A 24948-nucleotide genomic window follows, 5' to 3' on the forward strand; every position below is an offset into this window, starting at 1 on the left:
GGCCGCTCAGTGGGTCAGCCAGGGGGCGGTGCGCTGGGGCCGCCCCAGCAGGCTGCCCACCACCTGGCGGATGCGGCTGGCGCGCCACAGCCCGCGGACCTGCTCGGGCAGGCCGGCGGCGGCCTGGGCCAGGCGGTCGCGCGGCCAAGCGGCGGGCAGCTGCTGGTCGGCGGCCTGGCGCAGCACGGCCGGCAGGCAGGCCAATAGGCCGAACATCAGGTCGCGTTCGCTGCGGCCCAGGCGCTCCCAGGCCGCTTGGCGGTCGGCCAGGTCGGGCCCCTGCGACAGGGGCAGGGTCACACCGTCCAGGGGCAGGCCCTGGGCGTCCAGGGGCCAGCCCACCAGAGGGAGCACAGGACCGTGCTCGGTCTCGGTGGCCAGCAGCTCCAGGCGCGAGTCCTCCAGCCGACCGTCGCGCAGCTGGCCCACCTGCCAGCGCAGGCGCAGCAGGGGCAGTTGCTGGCCCGCGCAGGCCACCGGGCCAAAGCGCAGCATCAGGCTGACGTCGGAACCCTCACCAGGCACGGCCTGCAGTTGAACCCCGTCGTAGTGCAGGCGAGGGGGCAGTTCGCGCAACTCGCGGGTGAGGCGGCGCACGGCCAGCAGCCAGCGCGGCGCACAGGCCCGGCCGGCCTGACGCAGGGCATCCTCCACCCAGCCGGTCAAGGCATGCAACAGGGCCCAATCGCGGGCGCCCAGGGCGTCGATGTGGCTGCGGCTGACCTCATCGGCGGGGATGAGCATCATGAAGGGCCGTCCGGCCTCCTCGCCGTCGTCCTGCCAGTGCTGGAACAGGGGGTCGGCGCCGGCCTCGCGGAAGACGACGAAGCCGGCATGGCCATGGTGCTCGACCAGGCGCAGGTGGACGGCGTCCCAGTGGGTGCCCGCGGGCTCGGCCAGGCGCACACCGCGCAGCGTGAGCTGCAGCTCGCGGTGCGGCGGGGTGTCGCGTTCGGCTTGCAGCTCCACCCGGTCGATGAGCAGGCGCAGGGCGCCGGTCCAGGGGTTGTGGGCGGCGGCGGCGGCGGCCAGGGCGGACTCCTGGCAGTAGGTCTGGTAGGCAAACTCCAGCTCCTCCTGCACGTGGTGAAGCTGCTGCAGGACCACCGCGCCGTCGCGGTGCGCCGCCTCCAGGCGCAGCGTCAGGGCCTGCTGGTCGTGCAGGGCCTGGGCCTGGCTGGCGGCGGCCTCGTCCCGCTGGCGTCGCAAGGCCTGGCATTCGGCCTCCAGCCCCGCCCTGTCGGCCTGCCAGCGCACCTGCGCGGCATCCGCCGCCTGCCGGGCTTGCGCTTCGGCATGGCGCTCATGCGCTGCCAGCGCGCGCTCAACGGCCTGGGCCTGCGCCACAGCACCTTGATGCTGGGTTTGAACCTCCTGGAGCTGCACCTGCAGCGCCTGCAGCTCCGCAGCCAGCTGGTGCCGCTGGGCCTGCAGGTCCGCCTGCACCAGGGCGGTGGCCTCCCGCTCCTCGGCCCAGGCCTGGGCCTGCTCCTCATGCTCGACCTGCACCAGGGCGAGCTGCTCGACGAGCTGGCCGTGGTCGCCCACCAGGGCCTGGGCCCGGTCCTGCCACTGGCGGCCCAGGGCCTGTGCGCCTTCCAGGGCCTCGGTCAGGCGGGCCACCTGGGCCCGGGCTTGGTCCAGCTGGGCCTGCAGGCGCTCAAGGCGCTCGCTTTGGGCCTGGCCTTGGGCCTGGGCCAGGGTCTGGGCCTCATGCCGGGCCTGGGCATGGGCCTGGTGGGCCTCTTCCAGTCGGGCATGGGCCTGGGCGAGATCGGCCTGGGCCGCCTGGCTGGTCTGCCGCAGTTCGGCCAGGCCCTGACGGGTGCTGCGCAGTTCGGCCTCCAGGGCCTGGCGGGCCGTGGCTTCGCGGGCACGCTCGGCCAGCTCGCGGGCGGTCCAGGCCTGTTCGCGGGCCTGCAGCTCTTCGCGCAGGGCCTGCAACTGCTCGACCAGGCGCTGCTGCTCACGCTGGTGCTGGCCCTGGGTCTGGGCCAGGCGCTCGGCATGGGCCTGCCCCTGGGCCAGCGCCTCCTGGGCGGCCTGGGCCAGACCGGCTTGCAGCCGCGGCACCTCGGCCAGGGCCTGGCGCAGGGTGCTCAGGGTGCGGGCGGCCTCGGCCTGCTCCTGCGGACGCAGCGGGCGCAGGCCCAGCCAGGGGTCGGCGGCCTCGGACAGGGGCTGGCAGCAGGCGCTGAGCTCCTCGTACAGGCGCTGCGCGGCACGGTCGGCCCCCACCAGGGCCTGGGCCAGCGCGCGGCACAGCGGATCGTCGGGCGGCACCGGGACGCTGGGGCCGGCCTGCGCGGCATGGCCCAGCAGCCGGCTGATGCAGGCGGCAGCCTCCGCAGACTGCCGCAGCGCGGCGGGCAGGTCCAGCAGGAGGCAGGCCTGGGGGTGGGCCTGCACGTGGCGCAGCAGCCGGGTGGCACCATCGCGCCAGGCGCTGAGCCAGTGGTGGGGCTGCGGCGCCCGACCGGCGGCCAGGTCGGTGGCCAGGGCCTGCACGGGGTTGTCCAGCAGCAGCAACCAACGGGCCTGGGGCCAGGCGTGGGCCTGGGCCTCCAGGTTGAAGCAGCCGCCGTCCAGGTGCATCCAGGCCGGTGGCTGGGGGGGGGCAGGCTCCCGGGCACCGGTGCCGGCGGTGGCCGCGATGTCGGCCACCAGCGTGTGCAGGCGGCGCAGGGTGTCGGCGCCGGGTCGCGCCGCCGCCTCCAGGGCGGCCGGAGTGGGCAGTGCCCCGGCCAGGCCAGCCTCGGCCTGGAAGGCGTCCAGGGCGGCCTGCAGGGGGTGGTCGGGCTGGCGAGCCACCAGCTGCCCGCAGCGTGCCGCGGTGGGGCCGAAGGGGGTGCCCAGGAGGATCAGCAGGGGGGTGGTCATGGTGGGCCGGTCAAGAGTGGGGTCGTAGGGGAGCGAGGGGTCGCGCGGCGGGTGCTTGAGGTCAGGTGGCGCCGCGCACCACCTGCTGCAGGAAGTCCTGCCAGCGGGGCAGCAGCACCTCGGGCAGGTAGCGGCGGGCCACGGTGTCGCCGCGGGCCACCAGGGCCTGGCGCAGGACCTGGGCCTCGGGGGCCAGCAGGCGCTGCAGGCAGCGCACCTGGTCGCTCACGTCGTAAGGGTGGAAGAGCTCGCAGCCGTCGGCGAACACGTCGCGATGCACCGGGATGTCGGAGGCGGCGACGACGCCACCGCAGCGCATGGCCTCGATGCCGGAGAAGTCAAAGCCCTCGCCGAAGCTGGGGCAGACGGTGGCGCGGGCGTGGCGGTAGAGCAGGCGCAGCTCGGCGGCGGGCACGTCCTCCAGCACATGCAGGCCCCCGCGGGCCAGCCAGGGCCGGAACTTGGCGACGATGGCCTTGGCATGCCAGCCCATCATGCCCACCAGCACCAGCTGCAGCTGGGGGTGGCCGGCATGGCGCAGCTGCTCCCAGGCGGCCAGCAGGCTGAGGTGGTTCTTGCGCGGCTCGATGGTGGAGACCATCAGCAGGTAGTCCACGCCGCCGGGGCCTCGCTGCAGGGCGAAGGGGGCGGCCCCGTCGGCGAGCTGGGTGTTGCGGCGCAGGCGCAGGATGTCGGGGATGCGGTCGGCCGGGGAGTCCTCGGGGAAGTAGTGCGGCGAGACCATGTTGGGCAGGGTCACGGCCCGGGCTTCGGCCTGGGGAAACAGGCTGACGAGGTCGCGCCGGGTGGACTCGGAGACGCAGGCGAACCAGGCGCCGTCGCGCACATTGCGTCGCAGGGCGTGGTAGTGCGAGGCCTGGTGCCAGGTAGGCGCCGAGATGGTGTGCGGCATCAGCAGGGGGATGGCGTCGTGGTAGCGCACCACCAGGCGGGTGCCGGCGCTGACACGGCCGGGAAAGGGCGTCTCGGCCAGCAGCACGTCCACGCCGCGGGTGTCAAAGCGCGGGTAGAGGGCGCCCCCCAGCGGCCGGGTGGCCAGGGCGGCGCTGTGCAGGCCCACCCAGGGCATGCGGACCACGCGGTAGCCGGCGCCGGCCACCTGGGCCAGGTCCTCGGCGGGCAGGGTCTTGGCGAAGAGGCCACGCCAGAGGAAATCGCTGAAGTGGCGGGGCTCGAAGCGGTCGAGCGCGGTGCGCAGTCCGACGGCGGTGCGCAGCTGCAGGCGCACGCCGGCCAGGGCCAGGCGCAGGGCGTCGGCGGCGCGCTGGAAGCGGCCACGGTCGTTGGTGTCCTGCAGCGCGATGACCACCCGCGAGAGGCGGTGGACCTTGCGGTCCTCGCGCCAGCGGGTGGCCACCGGCGGCAGCGCAGGCGGCAGCAGGCGGTTGCTGCTTTGCAGCAGCCCGTCCACCTGCAGGCCCGGCAGGGCGGCCAGGCCACGGAAGAGCAGCCGGGTCTCCTGCGGTATGCCGGCGTGGCCGCCCAGGGCGGGCCGCAGTTCCAGAAGGATGTGGACGGTCATGGGGTGGGGCTCAGGCGGCCAGGGCCGGGCTGCCCGGCACGGCCTGCTGGTAGAAGCGGTAGGCCTCATCCACGCTGTCAAAGCTGTGCAGACGGCCCTGGTGCAGCACGCAGGCCCGCTCGCAGTACAGGCGGATGACGTTCTCGTCGTGCGAGACGAGGATGAAGGCGCGGTCACGGCGCTTGTGGAACAGCTCGTGGTGGCAGCGGTCGTGGAAACGCTTGTCGCCCACCACCATGGCCTCGTCGATGAGGAAGCAGTCGAACTCGATGGCCATGGACAGGGCGAAGGCCAGCCGGGTCATCATGCCCATGGAGTAGCGGCCCACCGGCTCGCGCAGGTAGGCCCCCAGCTCGGTGAACTCCTCGATGAAGGGCAGCAGCGGCTGCCAGTCGACGTTGTAGACGCGGCAGATGAAACGCAGGTTGTCCAGACCGGTCAGGTGCCCCTGGAAGGCGCCACCAAACGCCAGTGGCCAGGACACACTCATGCCGCGGTGGATGTGGCCGGCGCTGGGCTGCTCGGCCCCGGCCAGCAGGCGGATGAGGGTGCTCTTGCCCGCGCCGTTGCGCCCCAGGATGCCGACATTGCGGCCCGGGGCCAGGGACAGGTCGATGCGGTCGAGCACGGTGCGCCAGCCCTGGCGGGTGGGGTAACGCTTGGAGACCTGCTGCAGCTCGATCATGGACGTGCGCCCCCGGGCCTCAGGGGGCCTGCACCCGGCGCGCGGCGCTGCGCACCAGCAGCAGGCCGGCCAGGGTGAGGCCCAGGTTGCAGGTGGCCATGTAGGCCAGGTCATGGTGGGTGCGCACCACCGCACCGAAGAAGCCTTCGCGCATGTATTCCACCCCGTGGATCATGGGCAGCCAGGCCACCACGTTGCGGGCAGCCGGCGGCAGCCAGTCGAGCATGAAGGCCGCACCGGAGAAGGGAAACATCAGGTACGAAACGGGGTGCCACAGCCGGTCGACCAGCTCGCTGTGGGCACAGGCCGCCCCCACGGTGGTGGCCAGGGCGCCGCCAAACCAGCACAGCATCAGCCAGCCGCACACCACGGCCAGCGGGTCGCGCGGGGGCTGGGCCAAGCCCAGCCCGGTAAACAGCAGCACCAGCACCAGGAAGGAGGCGGTGACGCCCGCCAGCTCCAACAGCAGGCGGGCGATGAAGACGTCCAGCACCTGCACATTGCGGTGGTAGAGCAGGTTGAAGTTCTCGCCGATGGCGCGGTTGCAGCGGCCGACCGCGTTGCGCCAGGACAGCACCGAGCTGTAGCCGGTGATGGCAAAGACGGTGATGGGCAGGCTGGAGTGGGCGTGCATGCTGGTGGCGGTCCACAGCGCGGTGACGCCGACGGTGAACAACATGGGCTCGCCCACCAGCCACAGCACGCCCAGGTTCTCACGGCCGAAGCGGGTGATGACCTCGCGCAGCATGAGCGCGCGCAGGATGCGCCACTGCACCCGCAGGTGGTCGCCCAGGCCGCAAGGCACCGGGCGACGGGAACGGCCGAGAACGGGCGTGGGCGCGCCCGGCACGGCGGGGTGGGCGGGCATGGCGGGGGACATGGCGGCGGCTCCCGGCTCAGTCGGCATGCTCGCGCACGGCGGCCAGGGCCAGGCCCAGCACGCCCCAGGCCAGCAGGCCCAGCACGAAAACGGTGAACGCCGCGCGCAGGCGCCGCGGCTCCATGGCCTGGTCGGGCCGGTGCGGCTCCACCAGGCGCTCCAGGTAGAGGTGCTTGCGGCGGGCCTCGCCCCGGGCGCTGTCGAGCTCGGCCAGGCGGGCCGCCAGTTGCTTGTCGGCCAGCTCCTTGGCCAGGGTGAGACGGGCGAGCTGCCCGCTCTTGGCGTTGAGCGAGCCCTCGCGCCCGGTCAGGCGGGCGTTCTCCCGCGTCAGGTCGGCGCGCAGGGCGTCGATGCGCGCCTGCAAGGTGGCGAGCTGCGGATTGCCCGGCGACAGGCGCTGCACCTGGTCGCGCTGGGCCTGGGCCAGGCGCAGCTCCTCCTCCAGCCGGGCCACGGTCTGCAACTGCAGGGCGCTCTGGCCGGCCACGTCCATCACCTGACCGCGGCTGCGGAAGTCGGTCAGCGCGGCGGCGGCGGCAGCAGCGGCGGCCTCGGCCTCCTGCACCTCACGGCGGGCCACGGCGATCAGGTCCTGCCGGCTGCGGTCATTGAGGCGGTCCAGCAGCGCCTCGGACAGACGCAGCAGGGCCTCGTTGACCGCCCGGGCCTGGTCGGCCCCGTAAGCGCGCACCGTCAGGGTGGTGATGGAGGAGGCGGAGTCGTAATCAATTTGCAGGTGACGCAGGTGGTGCAGGTACAGGGCCTCGTCGCTGCGGTCACGGTCCCAGCCGGGAAAGCGGCTGAGCCGGTCGATGCCGGCGTCTTCATAGGCGGCGCGCAGGTCCACCTGAGGCTGCAGCAGGCGCATGGCGTCGCGCGAGCGGATGTAGTCGTGCACCGCGTAGGTGTCGTCCTGCGCACGGCCAAAGCCCGTGCCCTGCAGCAGGGCCCCCAGGCCGGTGGCCGGAGCCCCCTGCGGCGCACGCACCACAAAGCGCGACTCCACCACGTAGACGTCAGAGGCCAGCAGACCGTAGTAGCCCGCGGCCAGCGCGGTGGGCAGCACCACGGTGGCCAGGAACAGCCGTGAGGGCCGGCGGCGCCACCTGCGCGCCCAACGCTCACGCCAGCCCGGCACCGGGGTGACGGCAGGGCCGCCGCCTTGTGCCGCGGCCTGCGCCACGGGTTCCTGCACCGCCATGTCCATGATCGCGCCCAACCCCTTGAACTTCGTGACGGATGTGGCACTTCACACCCTTGCCGGGGATTGTTGAGGGGCGGACCCGGCGGCTTAAGCCGGAAGAACAGGGCGAATACCGGCGTTTTCCGGCAGCACTTCACGGTACACCGCCAGGGTGGCGGCCCAGGCCCGGGCCTGGCTGAAGGCCTCCTGGTGACGCTGGCGGGCGCCCTGGGCCAGGTGCCGGCGCAGCGGCTCGTCGGCCAGCAGCTGGTTGAGGGCGGCGGCCAGGGCGGCCGCATCGCCCGGGGGCACGTTCAGGCCGCTGACCATGTGCTGGTTGACCCAGGGCACGCCCGAGCCCGGGATGTGGGTGGCCACCACCGGCACACCGTGGGCCATGGCCTCGACCAGCACCACGCCAAAGGCCTCGGCCCGCGCCACCGAAGGCAGGCAGAAGACCTGGGCGGCCGACAGCAGGGCGTCGCGCCCGGCGTCGTCCACCTCCGGCAGCAGGCGCACCCGGTCGGCCAGACCCAGGGCCTGGACCTGGGCCTGCAGCGCATCGGCCTGCGGCCCCTGCCCCACCAGCACCAGGGCGGCCCGCGGATCGACCCGGGTCAGGGCCTGCAGCAGCACCTCGAAACCCTTGTAGGGCACCAGCCGGCCGAGGGCCAGCAGCAGGCGGCGGCCGGCCAGCCAGTCCTGCACGCCGGCCAGGGTGGCGGCGCCATCGCCCGGGTCCGGCGACGCCCGGCCGGCCCCGGGGGCCGCCACGCCAATGGGCACCACCCGCTGGCGCTCGCGCAGGCCGCGCACCTGCCGCAGGCGCAGCGAGCCCTGGGCATAGGGCGCGGAGGTGACGATGACCCGGTCGGCGCGGCGCAGCAAGGCCCGCTCCAGCGGCGCCACCAGCCGGCCGAGCCAGCCCTTGTCCACCACGTCCGAATGCCAATGCACCACCAGCGGCACCCGGCCGGGCCCCTGGCGCGGCAGCAGCAAGGCGGGCAGCAGCGCCAGCATGTTGGGCGCATGCAGGTGAACCAGGGAGGCCTGGCGCGCCGTGCGCCAGGCGCGCCAGAGGTAGCGCCAGGACAGGGGCTGGGAGGCCAGCGCCCAGCGCACCGGGCAGCGCAGCACCCGCGGGGCAGGCAGACCGTCTGCGGGTGGCGCAGCAGCCGGCCGCCGCGCGGGGTCGAAGGCGACCACCTCGACCGACGCGCCATCCTGGCAGGCGGCCTGGGCCAGCGCCGCAGCGACGCTCTCCATGCCGCCCCGGTGGGGGGGGTAGAACTTGGCCCAGTGCACCACCCGCCGCCCTGCCAGGGGAAGGCGGGACACGGCGTCGGGCGCTGGGGGCCGTGGCACGGCCCGGTCGGGCGCACGCGCGCGAGCCCCCACCAGGGGGTCCGGGGCCGGCGGGGGAGACAGCAGCGTTGGCGCGTTCACGCCCGGGATGTTGGTCCCGGCCCGGCCGGGCCATCGCCGGATAACCCGCGGCCCCACCGCCCAGACCCGCGGACCAGCCGGCTCAGCCCGGGTCGTCGGCCGCCTCGCCGCCGGCCAGCGGGCGCGGGCCGGCGTCCTCAGCCATCAGGTCCAGGGCCTCGTCCAGCAACTGGTGCAGGGCGGCCACGCGGGCTTCGCCCAGGCGGGCGTTGAGCGCCAGTTGCGCCGCCTTCCAGGCCTGGCGACCTTGCTCACGCAGCGCCTGTCCGGCGGGCGTGAGGGTGAGCAGGCGCGAGCGCTGGTCGGCCCCCGGCCCCTGCAGCACCCAGCCGGCCTCGACCAGGCGGGCCAGGTTGCGGGAGAGGGTGGACGGGTCCAGGCTCAGCAGCGCCGCCACCTCCGCCGGCTTGACGGGCCCCCGCTTGTCGATGGCGGTGAGCAAGGAGTACTGCGTGCCCTTGAGCCCGGTGGCCTGACCGACCACGGCGTCGTAGTGCCGGCCCACCAGGCGGGTGAGCTGGCGCAGCTTGAGGTTGGTGCAGCCGCGCGGCACGGCCCTGGCGGCCTCGGGGGCGACAGGGGGTGTCACCTGGGTGATCGACCTGTATTTCATTGTACCTACAATCATTGCACCTACACCGCTTGGCCGACCGGCCCCCCGCATCATGCCCGCAGACCGCCCACAGTTTTCCGCCCCGCCCACCGAATCCCCCGAGGGGGTGCTGGCCCGCTGGCAAGCCCGTGCCGACGAGGTACGCACCCGCCTGGGACCGGCCGGCGCCGTCCACCCCGAGCAGGCCCGCGACAAGACCGGCATGGCACTGTTCGAGGCCATGTTCCGCGGCGAGCTGCCCAGCGCGCCCATCGGCCACCTGCTCGACTTCCTGCCGGTGGAGGTGGAGCCCGGCCGGGCGGTCTTCCAGGGTCGGCCCGGCCGCCAGCACTACAACCCGCTGGGCACGGTGCACGGCGGCTGGTTCGCCACCCTGCTCGACAGTGCGGTGGCCTGCGCGGTGCACACCCTGCTGCCCGCGGGCAAGCTCTACACCACACTGGAGCTCAAGCTCAACATCGTGCGGGCGCTGACCGACCGCGTGCCCCTGGTGCGGGCCGAAGGGGTGGTAGTGCACCCCGGCCGCCAGGTGGCCACCGCCGAGGGCCGGCTCTACGGCCCGGACGGCCAGCTCTATGCCCATGCGAGCACCACCTGCCTGGTGTTCGACGCCCGACCGGCCTGAAGCGCGGCCGCCACGGCACTTTCAGTGGCGGGCGGGGCGGTACTCGGGCACCAGCGCCTGCAGGCAGGCGCGCACCCGCTCATCGTCCAGGCCCTGCGTGTCGGCCAGCAGCGGGGCCAGCCAGGCCTGCACCGTCAGCCGGGGGGCCGAGGCCTGCAGCCGTGCGATGCGCAGGCGCGGCACCGCCGTGGGCAGGGTGGCGTCGGCATCGGCCAGCAGCTCCTCGTAGAGCTTCTCGCCGGGGCGCAGGCCGCTGAAGACGATGGGGATGTCCTGCTCGCTGTGGCCCGACAGGCGGATCATGGTGCGGGCCAGGTCCACGATCCTCACCGGCTCGCCCATGTCCAGCACCAGCACCTGGCCGCTGGCGCCGATGGCCGCAGCCTGCAGCACCAGGCGCGCGGCCTCGGGGATGGTCATGAAGTAGCGGATGATGTCCGGGTGGGTCACCGTGACCGGGCCGCCGCGGGCAATCTGTTCCTTGAACTTCGGGATCACGCTGCCCGAGGAACCCAGCACATTGCCAAAGCGCACCGCCATGAAGCGGGTGGCCGGGAACGGCTCCACCAGCGACGACACCATCATCTCCGCCGCGCGCTTGGTGGCGCCCATCACGTTGGTGGGGTTGACGGCCTTGTCGGTGGAGATGAGCACAAAGCGCTCGGCTCCGGCCTCGGCCGCGGCACGGGCCGCCTGCCAGGTGCCCACGGTGTTGTTGCGCAACGCCGAGAAGGCGTTGTGCTCCTCCATCAGCGGCACATGCTTGTAAGCCGCGGCATGGAAGACCACCTGCGGCCGCCAGCGGCTGAAGGTGGCGCGCAGGTGGTCCGCGTCACGCACATCGCCCACCAGCCGCACCAGCGGCAGGCCGGGAAACTGCTGGCCCAGCGCCTGTTCCACCGCGTAGAGGTTGAACTCGGACAGCTCGTAGAGCACCAGCCGCGCCGGCGCAAAGCGGGCCACCTGGCGGCACAGCTCGCTGCCGATGCTGCCGCCGGCGCCGGTGATGAGCACCGTCTTGCCGCACAGCACCTCGGCCATGCCGGCCTCATCGAGCTGCACGGCCTCGCGGCCCAGCAGGTCCTCGGGCTCGATGTCGCGCACGCCGGCCACCTGCGCGCTGCCGTCGCGCAGCTCCTCGGCGCTGGGCACGGTGAGCACCGGCAGGCGGGTCTGACCGGCCAGCTCCACCACCTGGCGGCGGCGGGCGGCGCTGGCCGAGGGCAAGGCGATGATCAAGTGGGTGGCGGCGCCGCGCACCCCTTTGTCCAGCACCGCCTGCAGCGGGCCCAGCACCGGCAGGCCGGCGATGCGCGCGCCCTGCTTGGCGGGATCGTCGTCCAGCAGGCCCAGCACCACCCAGCCTTGCTGGTGGATGCCGGCCAGCAGCCGGCGCGCGGCTTCGCCCGCGCCCAGCACCAGGGCACGGCGCACCTCGGCCTGCCCCCCGGTGATGCGGGCACGGCCATGCTCATACAGCGCGCGGAAGGCCAGCCGCATGCCGCACACCCCCGCCAGCGCCACCAGCGGGTGCAGGGCCAGCACCGCCCGCGGCACCTTGTAGAGCTGCAAGCCCATGACCACCGCGCCGCACACCAGGCCGGCGCCCAGGCAGGCCAGCGTCAGGCGCTTGATCTCGCCAAAACCGGAAAAGCGCCACATGGCCTGCGGCACCCGCAGCAGGGCAAAGGCCAGGGCATAGGCCAGCACCACGCCCACCTGCACCCAGACGTCGTAGTCCGGCCGGGCGCTGAGCCAACGCTCAAAGCCCAGGCGGAACAGGTAGGTGGCATGCCAGGCGGCCAGCACCACCCAGGCGTCCAGGGCCAGCGACAGGGGCTCCCGATGGGGACGCAGCCGGGCCAGGAAACGGTCTAGGCGGTGCCAGAAGGTGGGGGAGTCGGACATGGTGCGGACAGCGGGCCCGGATTGTGCAACAGGGCTGTCACCCACCCGCGGAACCGGTGTCACGCACCGTCCTGCGCGCACAGTCCCTGATCTGGTGCAAGTCCTCTGCAATCAAGGGAAAAAACCACTCCCGCAGACATGTCCGCAAGACATGACCCAGATTAAGATCGTGAGATTGGGTAACAAAAACAAACCCTACAAGGCAGTCGTTGGTCATGTTCGTCATCGCCGTGGTCAACCGCAAGGGCGGTTGTGGAAAGAGCACCCTGGCCACCCATCTGGCCGTGCACCTCTCAACCCTGCCCCAGGCCAGCGTGCAGCTGTGCGACCTGGACCCGCAGCAGTCGGCCACCGCCTGGATGCGGCGGCGCGAATCCGCCGGCCACGCCCGGCCACGGCAGCTGCGCTGCGTCAGCCACAGCGCCCGCCAGTTCTCGCGCCCCCAGGGGGGCGCCTCCCACCTGGTGCTGGACACTCCCGCGGGCCTGGACGCCCTGGAACTGGCGCGCATCGTGATGGCCGCCGACTTGGTGGTGGTGCCGGTGCGCGACGCCCTCTTCGACCGCCTGGCGGCCGAGGACACTGTGGCCGAGCTGCGGCGCCTGCCGCGGGTGGCCCAGCAGCGCTGCCGCCTGGCGGCCCTGGAAGTGGGCGAGGACAACGACGACGCGGATGACGCGGCCCCCCCCGCTGGCCTGGCCGGCTGGGCACAAGACCAGGGCCTGCCCTGGCTGGGGGGCCTGCGCCACCACCGCCGCCTGGGCCGCCTGGCCGACCAGGGCCTGTGCCTGCTGGACGAGGCCGCACCTGCCGCCCTGGCCAGCCCCCGAGACCGGCAGGACTGCGCCGCCCTGCTGCAGCGCCTGCTGCAGGACCTGCCCGTCCCGGCCGACGACGCCCCGGCGCCCCCCGTGCGCCCGCTGCGCCCCGCCGCCCTGCCCACCCGCGCCTCGGCGCCCCTGCCCACACTCCACCGGACACCGGCGGCCCCCCACCCGGCCGCGCCGCTGGCCATGGCCGCGGTGGCCGAGCCCGTCATCCCGGCCCGCCTGCTGCGCCAGACCCCGGCCCTGAACCCGGCCGGCGCCCTGCGCCAGCTGGTCTGCCCCGCCGGCCTGCCCACGCCCGACATCGCCTGAGCGCGGCGGGCAGGCCGCCGCCCCGCCGGTGGCCAGTCATGGGCCGCGCCGGCCATCGCCCCGCCCGCCCGTTGGCCCTGGCCGTCTGCGGGTCTTGCCGGTGGGCGACGGCGCAGCACCACCGTAAGATGCGCGTTCGCGACAAGTTGTAACTCGTTGCGTCCGCGACGCTGGCGGGCGCGGAGCAGAACGCGCCGATGTTCACCATCGCCATCGTCAACCGCAAGGGCGGCTGCGGCAAGAGCACCCTGGCCACCCACCTGGCCGCCCACTTCGCGCGGCAGGGGGCCGCGGTCATGCTGGGCGATGTGGACCGGCAGCAGTCCAGCCGCCAGTGGCTGCGGCTGCGGGCCCAGCACCCGCCGCGCAAGGTGCCTCCCATTGCCAGCTGGGTGGCCGACCCGCAGCATGTGCTGCGCCCCCCGCCCGACGCCAGCCATGTGGTGCTGGACACCCCCGGCGGCCTGCGTGGCCTGGAGCTGGCGCGGGTGGCCCTGGCGGCCGACGTGGTGCTGCTGCCGTTGAGCGCCTCGCTCTTCGACCGCGACGCCACCCTGCAGTGCCTGGCCGAACTGCGCGGCCTGCCCCGGGTGGCCCAGGGGCGCTGCCGGCTGGGTGCCGTGGGCCTGCGCCTGCATCCCCAGACCGCCGAGGCCGAGACCTTGCAGGCCTTTGCCGACCAGGCCGGGCTGCCGCTGCTGGGCCAGCTGCGTGAGCACCCGGCCTATCAGCGCTGCCTGGAGCGGGGCCTGACGCTGTTTGACATGAGCGCCTCGCCGGTGCGACTGACCGACCTGCCCCAGTGGGCACCAGTGACCGCGCAGCTGGAGGTCTGGCGCCAGGCCTGCGAGGCGGAACGCCGCGCCGAGCGGCCGCTGCGGGCCCTGCCCGCCCGCGCGCCCCGCCCCGGGAGCGAGGGTCCCGCCTCGCGGCTGGACCCGCTGGAGAGCCCGCCCCCGCCGCTGGGCAACGTGCCCGCACTGCAGCGGGTGCTGGGCATCCTGCCTGAGCTCTTGTCGCTGCGCTTCAGCAGCCGCCGGGGCCGCTGAACCCGCCAGCGGCCGGCACCGGCGATCGACAAGACCTCTCCCGCCGTCGACAAACCCCGGCCCCGGGGACTCCGCCTGCCCGTGGCGCGGACAGGACAATCCCGGCTTCACCTTGTCAGCCCTCTGCCACGCCCCCCGCCACCGCCAGGGGCCCGCCATGACCCTTGCGCCCGCACCCATCCTCATCGTGGACGACGATCCCCGCGCCATTCGCCTGCTGGCCCAGATGCTGAAGGACGAGGGCTACCGTTTTCTGGCCGCCCGCAACGGGACGGAGGCCTTCCAGCGTGCGGTGGAGCACCGGCCCGCCGCCATCCTGATGGACCTGATGATGCCGGGGCTGGATGGACATGCCACCGCACGGCTGATGGCCGGCGACCCGCGCCTGGCCGAGATCCCCATCCTGTTCCTCACCGGCTCCTCGGCCCTGCCGGACAAGCTTGACGCCTTCCGTGCCGGCGCGGTGGACTATGTGGTCAAGCCCTTCTCGGCCCCCGAGCTGGCAGCGCGGCTGCGGGTGCATGTGCGCCGCGGGCTGCAGGCCGGACCGGCCGGGCATGCGGCCGCCGGCGTACCGGCGCCGGCCACCACCGCCCCGGTGCCGCCCCAGCCCCCGACTCCACCCACAACAGCGGCCGAGGCGCCCGCCACCCAGCGCGGGCTGCGCCTGGTGACCAAGGCCCAGGCACTGATGCGTGAGCACCTGGCCGACCCGTTCGACCTGACGGCGCTGGCCCATGCGGTGGGCACCAACCCCCGGCGACTGACCGACCTGTTCCGCGCCCACACCGGGCTGGCGGTGTTCGAGTACCTGCGCGCCGAGCGCTTTGCCGAAGGCTGCCGCCTGCTGCTGCACACCGACCTGACCATCGCGCAGGTCGCCGCGCGCACCGGCTTTGCCACCCAGGCCGCCTTCACCTACTCCTTCCGGCAGCGCAGCGGCATGACCCCCAGCGCCTACCGCGCCAGCGGCGGGCTGGCCCTGCCGGAGGGCATGCAGGATCCGATCTGCACCTCCGATGACTGAAACCCGCGCGAGCGCCCGCCGCGCCTGTCTGCCCCTGGCGCCACCGCCCTGGCTGCGCACCCGGCTGTTCCAGCTGCTGCTCGTGCTGGTGGCGGTGGGGCTCATCGACCAGATCGGGTTGCGCAGCGCGCTGGCCGTGCCGGAGGACGCGCTGCTGACGGTGCCCAAGGCACAGATCCTGGGGGTGGAGCGGCTGGAGATGGTGATGGCCAATGCCGACGCCCACCCGCAGATCATGGCCTGGTGGCCCGGCTGGCGGCCGGTCAGCCTGCCGGTGGACCTGCAGGCCACCTCCACCAACCGCAGCACACTGTGGCTGAAGGTGCGGCTGCGCCATGAGTTGAGCTCGCCGCCCTGGCTGTGGGTCACGCCCAATGCCATCCATGAGGTGCGGGTCCATGTGCCCGACGGCCAAGGCCGGTGGACGCTGCGCCGCACCGGCAACCGCCTGACCGCCACCCAGCGCGACCTGCCACTGCCCCAGCATGTGGTCACGGTGCCCGTGGCCGCCGGCCAGGAGACCGAGGTGCTGCTGGAGATCGGCGGCACCCGGGCCGCGGGGCGCCTGGACCTGCGTCTGCTGGACCCGGCGGAGTTCGCCACGCGCACCTTTCCGCTGGAGCTGCGCAACCAGCTGCTGATGGGCTGTGCCCTCATGCTCTGCCTGGTCTGCCTGACCACCGGCCTGCTGCTGCTGCGCCTGGCACCGGTGATGATGGGCCTGCAGCTGGTGGTGCTGGGCACGGTGCAGTTCCAGCTGCAGGGCCATGCCGGCCTGCTGCTGTCGCCGGCCACGGCCCACCGGCTGGCCGACCACCTGCCCAACCTGATGGGGCTGGAGCTGGCCCTGGGCATCGGGGTGGCGTGGAGCTACCTGGCCCTGGTCAGCCGGCAGCGCCTACCGGCCTGGCTGGCGCCGGCCTGCCAGGCACTGCTGCTCGCTGTGGGGGCGCTGCTGGTGGCGCGGGCCCTCAGCGGCGCCATCCACGACAGCTTCAATGGGCTGCTGGACACGCTGCGCTGGAGCGCCTGGCTGATCCTGATGCCGACCGCGCTGTGGATGGTGATGCGGGGCGATGGGCTGGCCGCCCTGGTGCTGGTGGGCCTGCTGGCCTGCGCCCTGCAGGGGCTGCCGCCGGGCGGGCTGCCGGGCAGCACACCGGCGCTGGAGGCCCTGCGCGACCCGCGCTCGCCGGTGGCCCCCATGGTGGCCCTGCTGGTGCTGTACGTGGGCGCGGCGGCGCACCTCATCGTCAACGGCTACCAGTCCCAGGCGCGGCGGCGGGCCGACGACGCCGCCCAGAAGCAGCGCCTGCAGGAGCAGGTGCACGAGCGCACCGCCCAGCTGGCGGCGGCACTGGACGCGTCGCGCCAGGCCGCCCAGGACAAGACCGACTTCCTGGCCAAGGTCAGCCACGAGCTCAGCGCCCCCACCCACCTGCTGCTGGGCTACCTGGAGCTGGCCCGGCAGGCCGAGGCGCCGGCGGAGACCGCACAAGCGCTGGGGGTGGCGCAGGACGCCAGCCGGCAGCTTGCGCGCCGCATCGGCGACCTGATCGCCTTCAACCGGCTGGGCCATGCCCGGCTGCAGGTGCGCCTGGAGCCGGTGCTGCTGCCCGCGCTGTGGCAGACCCTGCAGTCGCAGACCGCCTGGATGGCCCGCCGCCACCGCCGCACGCTGCGTTTTGACTGGGACGCCGACCTGCCCGACTGGGTGGCCCTGGACGGGGAGCGCGTGCTGCAGGTGCTGGACATCCTGGTGGACAACGCCCTGCGCCACACCCCGCAGGGGCCGGTGGTGCTGCGGGCCCGGTTGCGCCCGGCCCCGGCCCTGGCCCTGGAGGCGCCACGCCTGGGGGTGGCTTTCGAGGTGGAGGACGCGGGCCCCGGCCTGAGCCCGGCCGCGGTGGCCCGCCTGCTGGGCACCGGGGCGGCGCCAACGCCGGACCAGGCCCATGCCGCCGACCGGCCGGTCCAGACCGAGGGCGCCGGCCTGGGCCTGGGGCTGGGACTGGGCATCGCCCGCCAGTTGCTGGCCCTGATGCAAACCCGGCTGGAGATCCGCAGCGACCCGGCCACCGGCAGCGTGTTCGCCTTCACCTTGTGGACGGTGCCGCTGCCCAGCCCGCCGGCCGCGGGCGACGGCACCGCTCCCCCGCCCCCGCCTCCACCGCCTCGTGCGCTGCAGCCCCCCCTGCCCGGGGCGCCCCCCGCCGCCATCCCCCCGCCCGACTGGAACGCCCTGCTGCAGGCGGCCCGCCAGGGCGACCTGAGCGCCCTGGACGACTGGCGCGCCCGCCATGCCCCCCTGGTGGTACAGGACCCCGCGCTGGACGCGCAGCTGCAGGACCTGGACCTGGAGGGCCTGCAGCGCCGGGCCCTGGCGGGCGGGGCCGTCGCCAGCCCCGTCCTCCCCGTCAGCCCCGCAGTTGGCGCCGGGCCAGCGCCAGCGCCAGCCGGGTGAGCGGATGGCGGTGGCCACCGGGCCGCCAGGTGTGCACCGTGCGGCCGCGGTAGGCGTCGACCTGCAGGCCATGCGGCGCGGGCCGCAACGGCCCGCGACCCAGCACGATCTTGAGCACCTCCGTGGCGGCCAGGCCGGCGCACAGCTGGCAGGCCATGACGGTGGACGGCCCCCGACGGCCCCGCAGGTCCACGCGGCTGCGGTCGGCCAGGTAGGTGCGGTGCAGCATGCCCGGGGCCAGACCCACCAGCAGGCGCAGCGCCTGCTCGGCCTCGTCACAGCCCTCCAGGCCAAAGTAGTCCTCAAAGCCCATGCTCCCGGGCAGAAAGTCCAGCAGCGCCGCGCCCATGCCCAGCGGGGCTGCGGTCACCGCCGGGATCTCCAGCTCCTGGCAGGCAGAGAACACCGCCCGGCGCGCACCGAAGGCGAAGAAGTCCAGGCCGTCCACGTACACATCCACCCGGCGCAGGAAGTCGTCGAGGTTGTCGGGGTGGATGCCCCGGGCAAAGACAGTGACCTCCGCCTCAGGGTTGATGTCCAGCACCTGACGGCGCAGCACCTCCACCTTGGACTGCCCCAGCGTGGAGACCAGGGCCCCGGCCTGGCGGTTGAAGTTGGCCAGCTCGAAGGTGTCGAGGTCGGCGATGTGGAAATGGCCCACCCCCAGCCGCGCCAGCGTCTGCAGGTGCACCCCGCCCACGCCCCCCATGCCGGCCAGGGCCACCCGAGCCTGGCGCAGGCGGTGCTGCTCGGAAGCGGTCACCCAGCCCAGGTTGCGGGAAAAGGCCTCGTCGTAACGGAACTCAGCCATGGGCATACAGGTGCTCGGCCCAGGCGCCCTGGTGGGAGACCAGGGCCCACAACGGCTCGCCCAGGTCACGCATGCGCTCGATGGACGGCTGCAGCGGCGTCAGGCAGGGCACACGCCGGCCGCGGAAACTCGTCTCCGGCCCGATGCGCTCGCACACCACCCCCAGGCGCATGACCAGCCGCATCAGCGCCGGCTCGATCAGCGAGTAGCAGTGGGTGATGCCGTGGCGGTGGGCCAGCTGCATCACGCCGCCGTACAGGCCCATGATGACGTGGGACATCACCGCCGCTTCCGACACCTCGCCGGCGTCGGCGGGCAGGCTGGCGCGCAGCTGGTGGCGCAGCACCCGCGAGATGGCAAACCGCGACACCTCCCCCAGGGCCTGGCGGGCCCGCCAGCCGCCCACCGGCCGGTCCAGCCGGGCATGGGTCTCCATGGGGAACAGGGCCATCGGGTCGTCCGGGTCGGGCAGCACCAGGCGCACGGTGGCCAGGTAGCGGCCCGAGGCGCGGTGGCGCACCAGCATGAAGTCCGAGCGGCTGTCGTACTCGTCCTGCTCCCAGTCCGGCACCTGGTGGGCGGCGGGCAGACCGGGCACCGCCACGGCGGGGGCCTCGAATCCGGTTTCCCGCACATAGACCTGGTAGCGCAGGCGGAAGACTTCGGCCCGCAGGGCGTCGGTGCCCGCGTGGACCAGTTCAAAGTGGTGGCTGAAGGCGGTGGCCAGACGCGTGTCCATGGGATGCCTCTAAGTCCCTGGTGCCTCACCGCCCGGGTGGCGGGAGCTGCTGGTCCAGGGCTGAAGACCATGCTGTCACGGGGTCCGGCGCGCGGCGCAGGGCGCTTGCATCCGCAACGTCCGCTCGAAAGCAAGCCGCCCGCGCTCGATGACCGGGGGCCTCAAGTGTGTCGATTGGCAACGGCAATGGCGCCAGCCAACGCCCGCAGGGGACGCCGCCGCCGCCGGGCCAGTCCCCTCAGCCGCGCAGCAGCACCTTCAGGCTGCGGGCCACCACGGCCAGGTCGGTCCAGAGCGACGCGTCGCGGGCATAGGCCGCCGCGGCGGCCAGCTTGGCCGGCAGGATGACCTCGATGTACTCCCGCTCGGGGTCGGCGGCGGCGGCCAGCTGCTCGGCCTCGTGGCGGAACTGCAGCGAGGCCGGATCGGTGATGCCCGGGCGCACGCTCAGCACCACCTCGCGCAGCGCGGCCGGGTAATGGGCCACATAGCGCGGCACCTCCGGGCGCGGGCCCACCAGGCTCATGGTGCCCTGCAGCACGTCGATCAGTTGCGGCAGCTCGTCCAGCCGGCGCGCGCGCAGCCAGGCCCCCACGCGGGTGATGCGCGCATCGGCCCCCACGGTGAGCTGGCCGGCGCGCTCGGCGTCCACCCGCATGGTGCGGAACTTGTGGATGCGGAACGGCCGCCCGCCCCGCCCCACCCGCTCCTGGCGGAAGAACACCGGTCCCGGCGAATCCAGGCGGATGACCAGGGCCACCAGCAGGCCCGGCACGGCCAGCAGCAGCAGGCCCATGCCAGCGCCCAGCAGGTCAAAAAGGCGCTTGCCCATCGCTTTAGCCCGTCCCCTTGCCCTGCACCACCGGCTCAGGCCTTGCCCAGGGCCCGGCGCACGGCGGCCGCCACGCGCTGCACGTCGGCCTCGGTCATGCGGGTGTACAGCGGCAGGCTGACCATGCGCTCAAAAGCGCGCTGGCTGGCCGGGAAGTCCTCAGCCTTCAGGCCGTAGCGCTCGCGCCAGTAGGGGTGCTGGTGCAGCGGGATGTAGTGCACGCTGCAGCCGATGCCCTCGGCGAACAGGGCCTCAATGAAAGCGTCGCGACCGATGGGGGCGTCATCGCCCAGCTGCACCACGTACAGGTGCCAGGCGTGCAGCTCGCCCGCGGCGGGCTGGGGTGGCAGGGTCAGCGGCAGACCGGCCAGCGCCTGGCCGTAGGCTGCCGCCAGCGCGGTGCGCTTGTCTTGGAAGGCCCGGGCGCGCTGCAGCTGGTGGAGGCCCAGGGCGGCGGCGATGTCGGTCAGGTTGTACTTGAAGCCCGGCGCCACGATCTCGTAGTACCAGCTGGGCACCTTGGCGGTGAAGCGGTCGAAGGCGTCGCGGTTGATGCCGTGCAGGCGCATCACCTTGGCACGGGCGGCAATGGCCGCGTCGCGCGTGACCAGCATGCCGCCTTCGCCGGTGGTGATGGTCTTGTTGGCGTAGAAGCTGAAGACGGTGACGTCGCTGTCCAGCGTGCCGACGAGCCGGCCGCCGCAGGTGGTGGGCAGGGCGTGGGCGGCGTCTTCCACCACCTTCAGGCCGTGGCGGCGGGCGATGGCCAGGATGGCCGGCATGTCGCAGGCCAGGCCGGCGTAGTGCACCGGCACGATGGCCTTGGTCCGCGGCGTGATGGCCGCCTCGATGGCCGCCGGGCAAATGCACAGTGTGGCCGGGTCGATGTCCACCAGCTTCACGTCCGCGCCCAGGTAGCGCGCCACCTCGGCACTGGCGGTGAAGGTGTGGGTGGTGGTGATCACCTCGTCACCCGGGCCGATGCCCAGGGCCTCCAGCGCCAGATGCAGGCCAGCGGTGGCGGAGTTGACGGCGATGCTGTGGAACTGGGCCGGGTCGCCGCCCTCCCCCGCCAGGAAGGCGCTGAAGTCAGCCTCGAAGCGCTTGGTCTTGGGGCCGGTGGTCACCCAGCCCGAACGCAGGGCGTCCACCACCTCGGCGATTTCCTCCTCCCCGATCTCGGGCAGGGCAAAGGGCAGGAAGGGCAACTTGGCGTCGACGCTCATGGCAACGGGAATTAAATAAAAAGTGAGTGCATGCTCATGCTGCACCCTTGGCGATCCACACCAGGCGGTGGGTGCGCAGCCAGGGCACGGCGTTGAGCAGGGTGTAGAGGGCCGGGTGCAGCGCGCAGGCGCGCCGGGCCAGGGGCGGCGCCAGGGTGACGCGCCGCACGGCCAGGTGGGCGGCCTGCGGGAACAGCTGCCGCACCCGCACCAGCGGCACACCGCGCACATCCGGGTTGCGCGGATTGTCAAAGGCAAAGTCGTACCAGAGCACCGCGCCGCCCGGCCGGACCCAGCGCCACATGGCCAAAGCCAGGCGCTGCTGCACCGCGTCGTCCAGCAGCGAGGAGAACACGGTGGCCTGCATCACCACGTCCTGGCTGGCCGGGGCAATGTCCAGGGTGGTGGCGTCGCCGGCCACCAGGCGCACACCGCCGGGCAGGCTGGCGCGGGCCAGCTCCAGGCGCTCGGGCAGCAGCTCGCAGCCGGTCAGGTTTTCGGGCAGGGCCCCCAGGCGCAGCCAGTCCATCAGGTTGCCGCCACCGCCGCAGCCCACCTCGGTGACCCGCAGTTGCGACGGCTGCCAGCCCCGCGCGGCCAGGCCCTGGCAGATGCAGCGCTGGCGCTCGTGCAGCATCTGCCAGACCTCCGGCCGCAGCAGGCTGTAGCGGTCGGCGGGCAGCTGCGCGGCACGGCGCGCATAGCGCTCGGCCACCTGGTCCAGCTCATGGGCATGGGCCGGGCCGTGACCTGGGAGGGGGGCCGGGCTCACAGGGCACGCCGCCGGGCCAGGGCCGGCTCGCAGGCCTGCAGAAAGCGCCGCGCCAGCACCGGGTAGGTGTGGTGGGCCTGCACAAAGGCGGTGCCGCGCTGGCCCATCTCGGCGCGCTCGCGGTGGCTCATGTGGCTCAGGCGGCGCAGGCCGTCGGCCACGGCGTCGGGGCTCTCGGGCGCCACGGTCAGGCCGCAGCCGCTCTCGGCCACCGGGTCATTGCCCGCCTCCACCGCATGCAACACGGTGCAGCCGGCCATCATGTAGTCCATCAGCTTGTTGGGCGCGATGCCAAAGCGGTAGATGGGCACCCGCTGCCAGCCGATGTAGGCCACATCCAGCTCGGCCAGAAAGGCCGGGATCTGGGCCTTGGGAATGGGCGCCAGCCAGTGCACCCGCTCCAGCAACTCCTCGTGGATGCGGCCCACCAGGCGCTCGCGCTCATGGCCGTCGCCCACCAGCACAAAGCTCACCGGCTCGTAGCGCAGGCGGTCGGCCGCCTCCACCAGCACGTCCAGGGCGTTGGGCCGCCCCATGGAGCCGGCATAGCCCACCACCAGGTGGCCACGGGCCCGGGCCACCGCCAGGGTGGCGGCCACGTCCTCACGCAGCGGCGCCGGCGCCGCCTGCCACTCGGCCGGGTCGATGCCGTTGGGCACGATGGCCAGCTTGCGCAGGTCCAGGCCGCGCTCTGCCATGTGTTGGTGCACCTTGGGCAGCATCGAGACCACCAGGTCGGCGTCGCGGCAGGCGGTCTTCTCGGCCCAGGCGCAGAGGCGGGCAAAGGGGTGGCCGGGCGACATGCCCGAGAGCTCGATGGGCGAGAGCGGCCACAGGTCGTGGACCTCATGCACCAGCACCGCCCCGGCCAGCCGCGCGATGCGTCGAGCCACCCAGATGTCCATCGGGTAGGTGCTGCTGGCGATGACGATGTCGGGCCGCTGGCGCGCCACCAGCGCCGGCGCCTGGGCCCAGACCCGGCGCAGGAAGGCCCAGATGTTGCGCACCCGGCCCAGGCCGTTGCCTTGGTACGCGGGGGTGTCGACCCACAGGTAGTCGATGCCGTCGACTCGCTCGGGCCCGGCCACCGGCTGGCGGGCGCGCACATGCGAGTAGGTGGCCGCGACCATCTGCACCTCGTGGCCCATCCGCACCCATTCACGGGCCAGGTAGTAGGGCCGGTACTCCATGCCCAGGGCCGGACTGCCGGCGTAGTGGTTGAGGTAGAGGATGTTCATGTCGCCCCAGACGGTCACGCCGACAGCTCGGCCAGCCGCCGCACATAGGCCTGCACGCTGGCGGGAAACAGCGCATGTTGCCCGATCCAGGCGTGCCCTTCCAGCGCGATGGCCTCGGCCCGCGCCTGCAGCGGGGCCAGGCGCTCGGCCCCGGGCCGCTCGCCGTCGGCCAGGATCAGGCCGTTGCGGCCGTCCTGCACCAGCTCACGGTTGGCCGGCAGGTCCGAGAGGATGGGAATGCAGCCGTGGGCCATGGCCTCCAGCACCGAGACCGACACCGAGTCGCTTTGCGGCAGGCTGAAGTACCAGCGGGCCCGGGCGTACCAGCCCGCCTGGGTGGCGGTGTCCAGGCGGCCCACCAACTGCACGCGCGAGGCCAGCAGCGGGTCGGCAGCCACCCGGGCCTGCAACGCAGCGCGCAGCGAGCCGTCATGGGCCATCACCAGCCGCGCCTCGGGCCAGACGCCGGCCAGCGCGGCAAAGGCGTCCAGCACGCGATGCGGCGCATAGAGGGGCTCCAGCCCCCGGTTGGCAAAACACAGCCGGTCATCCTTGGCGGCGCGCACCGCCGCCAGCTCGGGCATCTGCTCCAGGCCGAAGGGGAAGGTCAGCACCTCCCCCGCGCCCAGGCCGTGCATCTGCCGGGTCATGTGCTGGGAGTCGCTGGTGGCCAGGGTGCAGGCGGCCAGCACGCGGCGGGTGAGCGCCCGCATCAGGCGGCTGCGCCGGGGGGTGACCAGGATGTCCGAGCCCCAGGCGGAGCCAGCGATGCGGGCCTGCACCCCGCCCAGGCGCACCGCCAGCCAGGCCAGCGTGCCATGCGAGGTGAGGTAGTGCGGCGCCAGCCAGTCGGGCTGCACCTGGCGCAGCCAGCGCACCAGGGTGGGCAGGGTGCGCAGCAGGCCGGCGTTGCCGCCCTCAAAGCGCGGGCGCGACGCCAGGTCCAGCCGGCGTGCCGGAGGCAGGCAGCCGGCCAGGGCGGGATCGAAACCGCGGCTGGACACCACCCACAGGTCCACCGCCGGCGCCTGCGTGGCTTGCAGGGCCCGGACCCACTTGAGCAGGTGCGGGCTGCAGCCGTCGCCGATGAGCACCAGGCGCAGCGGCCGGGCGTGGCGCGTGCCCAGGGCCGGGCCGCCGCTCATGCCCGCGACTCCGGCCGGCGGCGCGGCGCCTGCGCCAGACGCAGCAGCCAGCACAGGTAGGCGGCAAAGTAGAGCCCCATCACCACCGAGATCGACACGCTGGCCAGGGCCATGCCGCCACCGGCGACCAGGGTGAGGGCCAGCGCCAGCACGTACAGGGCATTGCCGACGACGCTGAAGGCCATGGCGGTGGGTTGACGGTCAAGCAGCATGGGCAGCACGGTGAGGGGTCCGACGACCAAGCGGCCCGCCATGCAGGGGGCCAGCCAGCGCGCCCATTCTCCGGCCTCGCGCCAGTCCGGCCCGAAGGCCAGGGCAAACAGCGCGGGGCCCGCCAGCATCAGCCCCCCGGCCACGGGCAGCGCGCACAGGGCCAGCACGGCGGCGGCCCGCCGGACCATGGGCGCCAGCGGCCCGCCCTCGCGCACGGCCTGGGCCGCACGGCCCAGCAACACCTCGGACAGTGCCCCACCGATCAGGCTGGTGGGCGCCATGACCACCCGCACCGTCAGGCCGAACAGCCCGGCGGCCGCCGGCCCGGCCAGGGCCAGCACCACCGCCAGCGCCAGGCTGTCCTGCAGGGCGTTGACAAAGGCATGCGGGGCATTGACCGCCGGAAACTGGCGATGACGCCAGGCCAGCCGGCGCAGCCGCCGCCACGCCGCCGCCCCCCGCGGCCAGACGCCTCGCAGGCCCTGACCCCAGGCCAGGCGGCCCGCCGCCGTCGCCGTGCCAGCCAGCTG

General features: G+C 73.6%; 21 protein-coding genes. 5 read left to right on the forward strand and 16 right to left on the reverse strand.

Translation table 11 applies throughout. From position 1 onward, the window contains the following. Positions 1–6: 6 nt before the first annotated feature. From G3A44_RS19635 to G3A44_RS19665, 7 genes are all read right to left on the reverse strand, one after another. Positions 7–2880: a coiled-coil domain-containing protein gene (locus G3A44_RS19635; protein ID WP_163459450.1), complete on the reverse strand. Its 2874-nt coding sequence runs from the start codon at positions 2878–2880 to the stop codon at positions 7–9. Positions 2881–2941: 61 nt separating this feature from the next. Beyond that, positions 2942–4423, reverse strand: a complete 1482-nt coding sequence (locus G3A44_RS19640) for a glycosyltransferase family 4 protein (RefSeq protein WP_163459451.1) — start codon at positions 4421–4423, stop codon at positions 2942–2944. Positions 4424–4433: 10 nt separating this feature from the next. Continuing rightward, positions 4434–5108 carry an ABC transporter ATP-binding protein gene (locus G3A44_RS19645; protein WP_163459452.1) on the reverse strand — a complete coding sequence of 225 codons (675 nt, stop codon included), beginning with the start codon at positions 5106–5108 and terminating at the stop codon, positions 4434–4436. Between the two features lie 19 nt (positions 5109–5127). After that, on the reverse strand, positions 5128–5856 hold the full coding sequence (locus G3A44_RS19650) for an ABC transporter permease (RefSeq protein ID WP_239061986.1): 729 nt from the start codon (positions 5854–5856) through the stop codon (positions 5128–5130). Positions 5857–6004: 148 nt separating this feature from the next. Then, positions 6005–7189 (reverse strand): KpsE/RkpR family capsule polysaccharide export protein, encoded by a 1185-nt coding sequence (locus G3A44_RS19655; protein WP_239061985.1) that lies wholly within the window; start codon positions 7187–7189, stop codon positions 6005–6007. 90 nt (positions 7190–7279) lie between these two features. Next, complete coding sequence (locus G3A44_RS19660) at positions 7280–8509, reverse strand: glycosyltransferase (protein ID WP_163459453.1); 1230 nt, start codon at positions 8507–8509, stop codon at positions 7280–7282. 190 nt (positions 8510–8699) lie between these two features. After that, on the reverse strand, positions 8700–9206 hold the full coding sequence (locus G3A44_RS19665; RefSeq protein WP_310734419.1) for a MarR family winged helix-turn-helix transcriptional regulator: 507 nt from the start codon (positions 9204–9206) through the stop codon (positions 8700–8702). A gap of 76 nt (positions 9207–9282) precedes the next feature. On the opposite strand from G3A44_RS19665, the gene G3A44_RS19670 reads away from it, so the two are divergent. Further along, entirely contained in the window at positions 9283–9855 is a 573-nt protein-coding gene (locus G3A44_RS19670; RefSeq protein WP_163459455.1) for a PaaI family thioesterase, read from the forward strand. A gap of 21 nt (positions 9856–9876) precedes the next feature. On the opposite strand, the gene G3A44_RS19675 is transcribed toward G3A44_RS19670, so the two are convergent. After that, complete coding sequence (locus G3A44_RS19675; protein ID WP_163459456.1) at positions 9877–11763, reverse strand: polysaccharide biosynthesis protein; 1887 nt, start codon at positions 11761–11763, stop codon at positions 9877–9879. Positions 11764–11978: 215 nt separating this feature from the next. Between G3A44_RS19675 and G3A44_RS24190 the strand changes: the two genes are divergently transcribed. The 4 genes from G3A44_RS24190 to G3A44_RS19695 all read left to right on the forward strand — a co-directional run bounded on the left by G3A44_RS24190 (position 11979) and on the right by G3A44_RS19695 (position 17442). After that, on the forward strand, positions 11979–12902 hold the full coding sequence (locus tag G3A44_RS24190) for an AAA family ATPase (RefSeq protein WP_163459457.1): 924 nt from the start codon (positions 11979–11981) through the stop codon (positions 12900–12902). A gap of 197 nt (positions 12903–13099) precedes the next feature. Beyond that, the gene (locus tag G3A44_RS19685) at positions 13100–13951 is read left to right on the forward strand and encodes a nucleotide-binding protein (protein WP_163459458.1); all 852 of its coding nucleotides are present in this window, start codon (positions 13100–13102) and stop codon (positions 13949–13951) included. Positions 13952–14108: 157 nt separating this feature from the next. Beyond that, entirely contained in the window at positions 14109–14978 is an 870-nt protein-coding gene (locus tag G3A44_RS19690) for a response regulator transcription factor (RefSeq protein WP_163459459.1), read from the forward strand. Beyond that, positions 14971–17442: a sensor histidine kinase gene (locus tag G3A44_RS19695; protein WP_163459460.1), complete on the forward strand. Its 2472-nt coding sequence runs from the start codon at positions 14971–14973 to the stop codon at positions 17440–17442. The genes G3A44_RS19690 and G3A44_RS19695 overlap by 8 nt, the downstream gene beginning before the upstream one ends. On the opposite strand, the gene G3A44_RS19700 is transcribed toward G3A44_RS19695, so the two are convergent. The 8 genes from G3A44_RS19700 to G3A44_RS19735 all read right to left on the reverse strand — a co-directional run. Then, the gene (locus tag G3A44_RS19700; RefSeq protein ID WP_163459461.1) at positions 17396–18253 is read right to left on the reverse strand and encodes a ThiF family adenylyltransferase; all 858 of its coding nucleotides are present in this window, start codon (positions 18251–18253) and stop codon (positions 17396–17398) included. The genes G3A44_RS19695 and G3A44_RS19700 overlap by 47 nt on opposite strands. Continuing rightward, positions 18246–18992: a PEP-CTERM/exosortase system-associated acyltransferase gene (locus tag G3A44_RS19705; protein WP_163459462.1), complete on the reverse strand. Its 747-nt coding sequence runs from the start codon at positions 18990–18992 to the stop codon at positions 18246–18248. Before G3A44_RS19705 ends, G3A44_RS19700 begins: the two co-directional genes overlap by 8 nt. A 238-nt stretch (positions 18993–19230) precedes the next feature. Next, a complete protein-coding gene (locus G3A44_RS19710) occupies positions 19231–19824 on the reverse strand; it encodes a sugar transferase (protein ID WP_163459463.1) in 594 nt (197 codons plus the stop codon). A 35-nt stretch (positions 19825–19859) separates the two neighbouring features. Beyond that, entirely contained in the window at positions 19860–21050 is a 1191-nt protein-coding gene (locus tag G3A44_RS19715; protein ID WP_163459464.1) for a DegT/DnrJ/EryC1/StrS family aminotransferase, read from the reverse strand. A gap of 34 nt (positions 21051–21084) precedes the next feature. Then, positions 21085–21822 (reverse strand): class I SAM-dependent methyltransferase, encoded by a 738-nt coding sequence (locus G3A44_RS19720; RefSeq protein WP_310734420.1) that lies wholly within the window; start codon positions 21820–21822, stop codon positions 21085–21087. Next, positions 21819–23060 (reverse strand): glycosyltransferase family 4 protein, encoded by a 1242-nt coding sequence (locus G3A44_RS19725; RefSeq protein WP_163459465.1) that lies wholly within the window; start codon positions 23058–23060, stop codon positions 21819–21821. Before G3A44_RS19725 ends, G3A44_RS19720 begins: the two co-directional genes overlap by 4 nt. A 14-nt stretch (positions 23061–23074) precedes the next feature. Next, the gene (locus tag G3A44_RS19730) at positions 23075–24205 is read right to left on the reverse strand and encodes a glycosyltransferase (RefSeq protein WP_163459466.1); all 1131 of its coding nucleotides are present in this window, start codon (positions 24203–24205) and stop codon (positions 23075–23077) included. Beyond that, the coding region (locus tag G3A44_RS19735; protein ID WP_163459467.1) for a lipopolysaccharide biosynthesis protein at positions 24202–24948 on the reverse strand (747 nt) is incomplete at its 5' end. The genes G3A44_RS19735 and G3A44_RS19730, both read right to left, overlap by 4 nt.

The sequence above is a fragment of the Ideonella livida genome, from assembly GCF_010499455.1.
Taxonomy (GTDB): Bacteria; Pseudomonadota; Gammaproteobacteria; order Burkholderiales; family Burkholderiaceae_C; genus Ideonella; species Ideonella livida.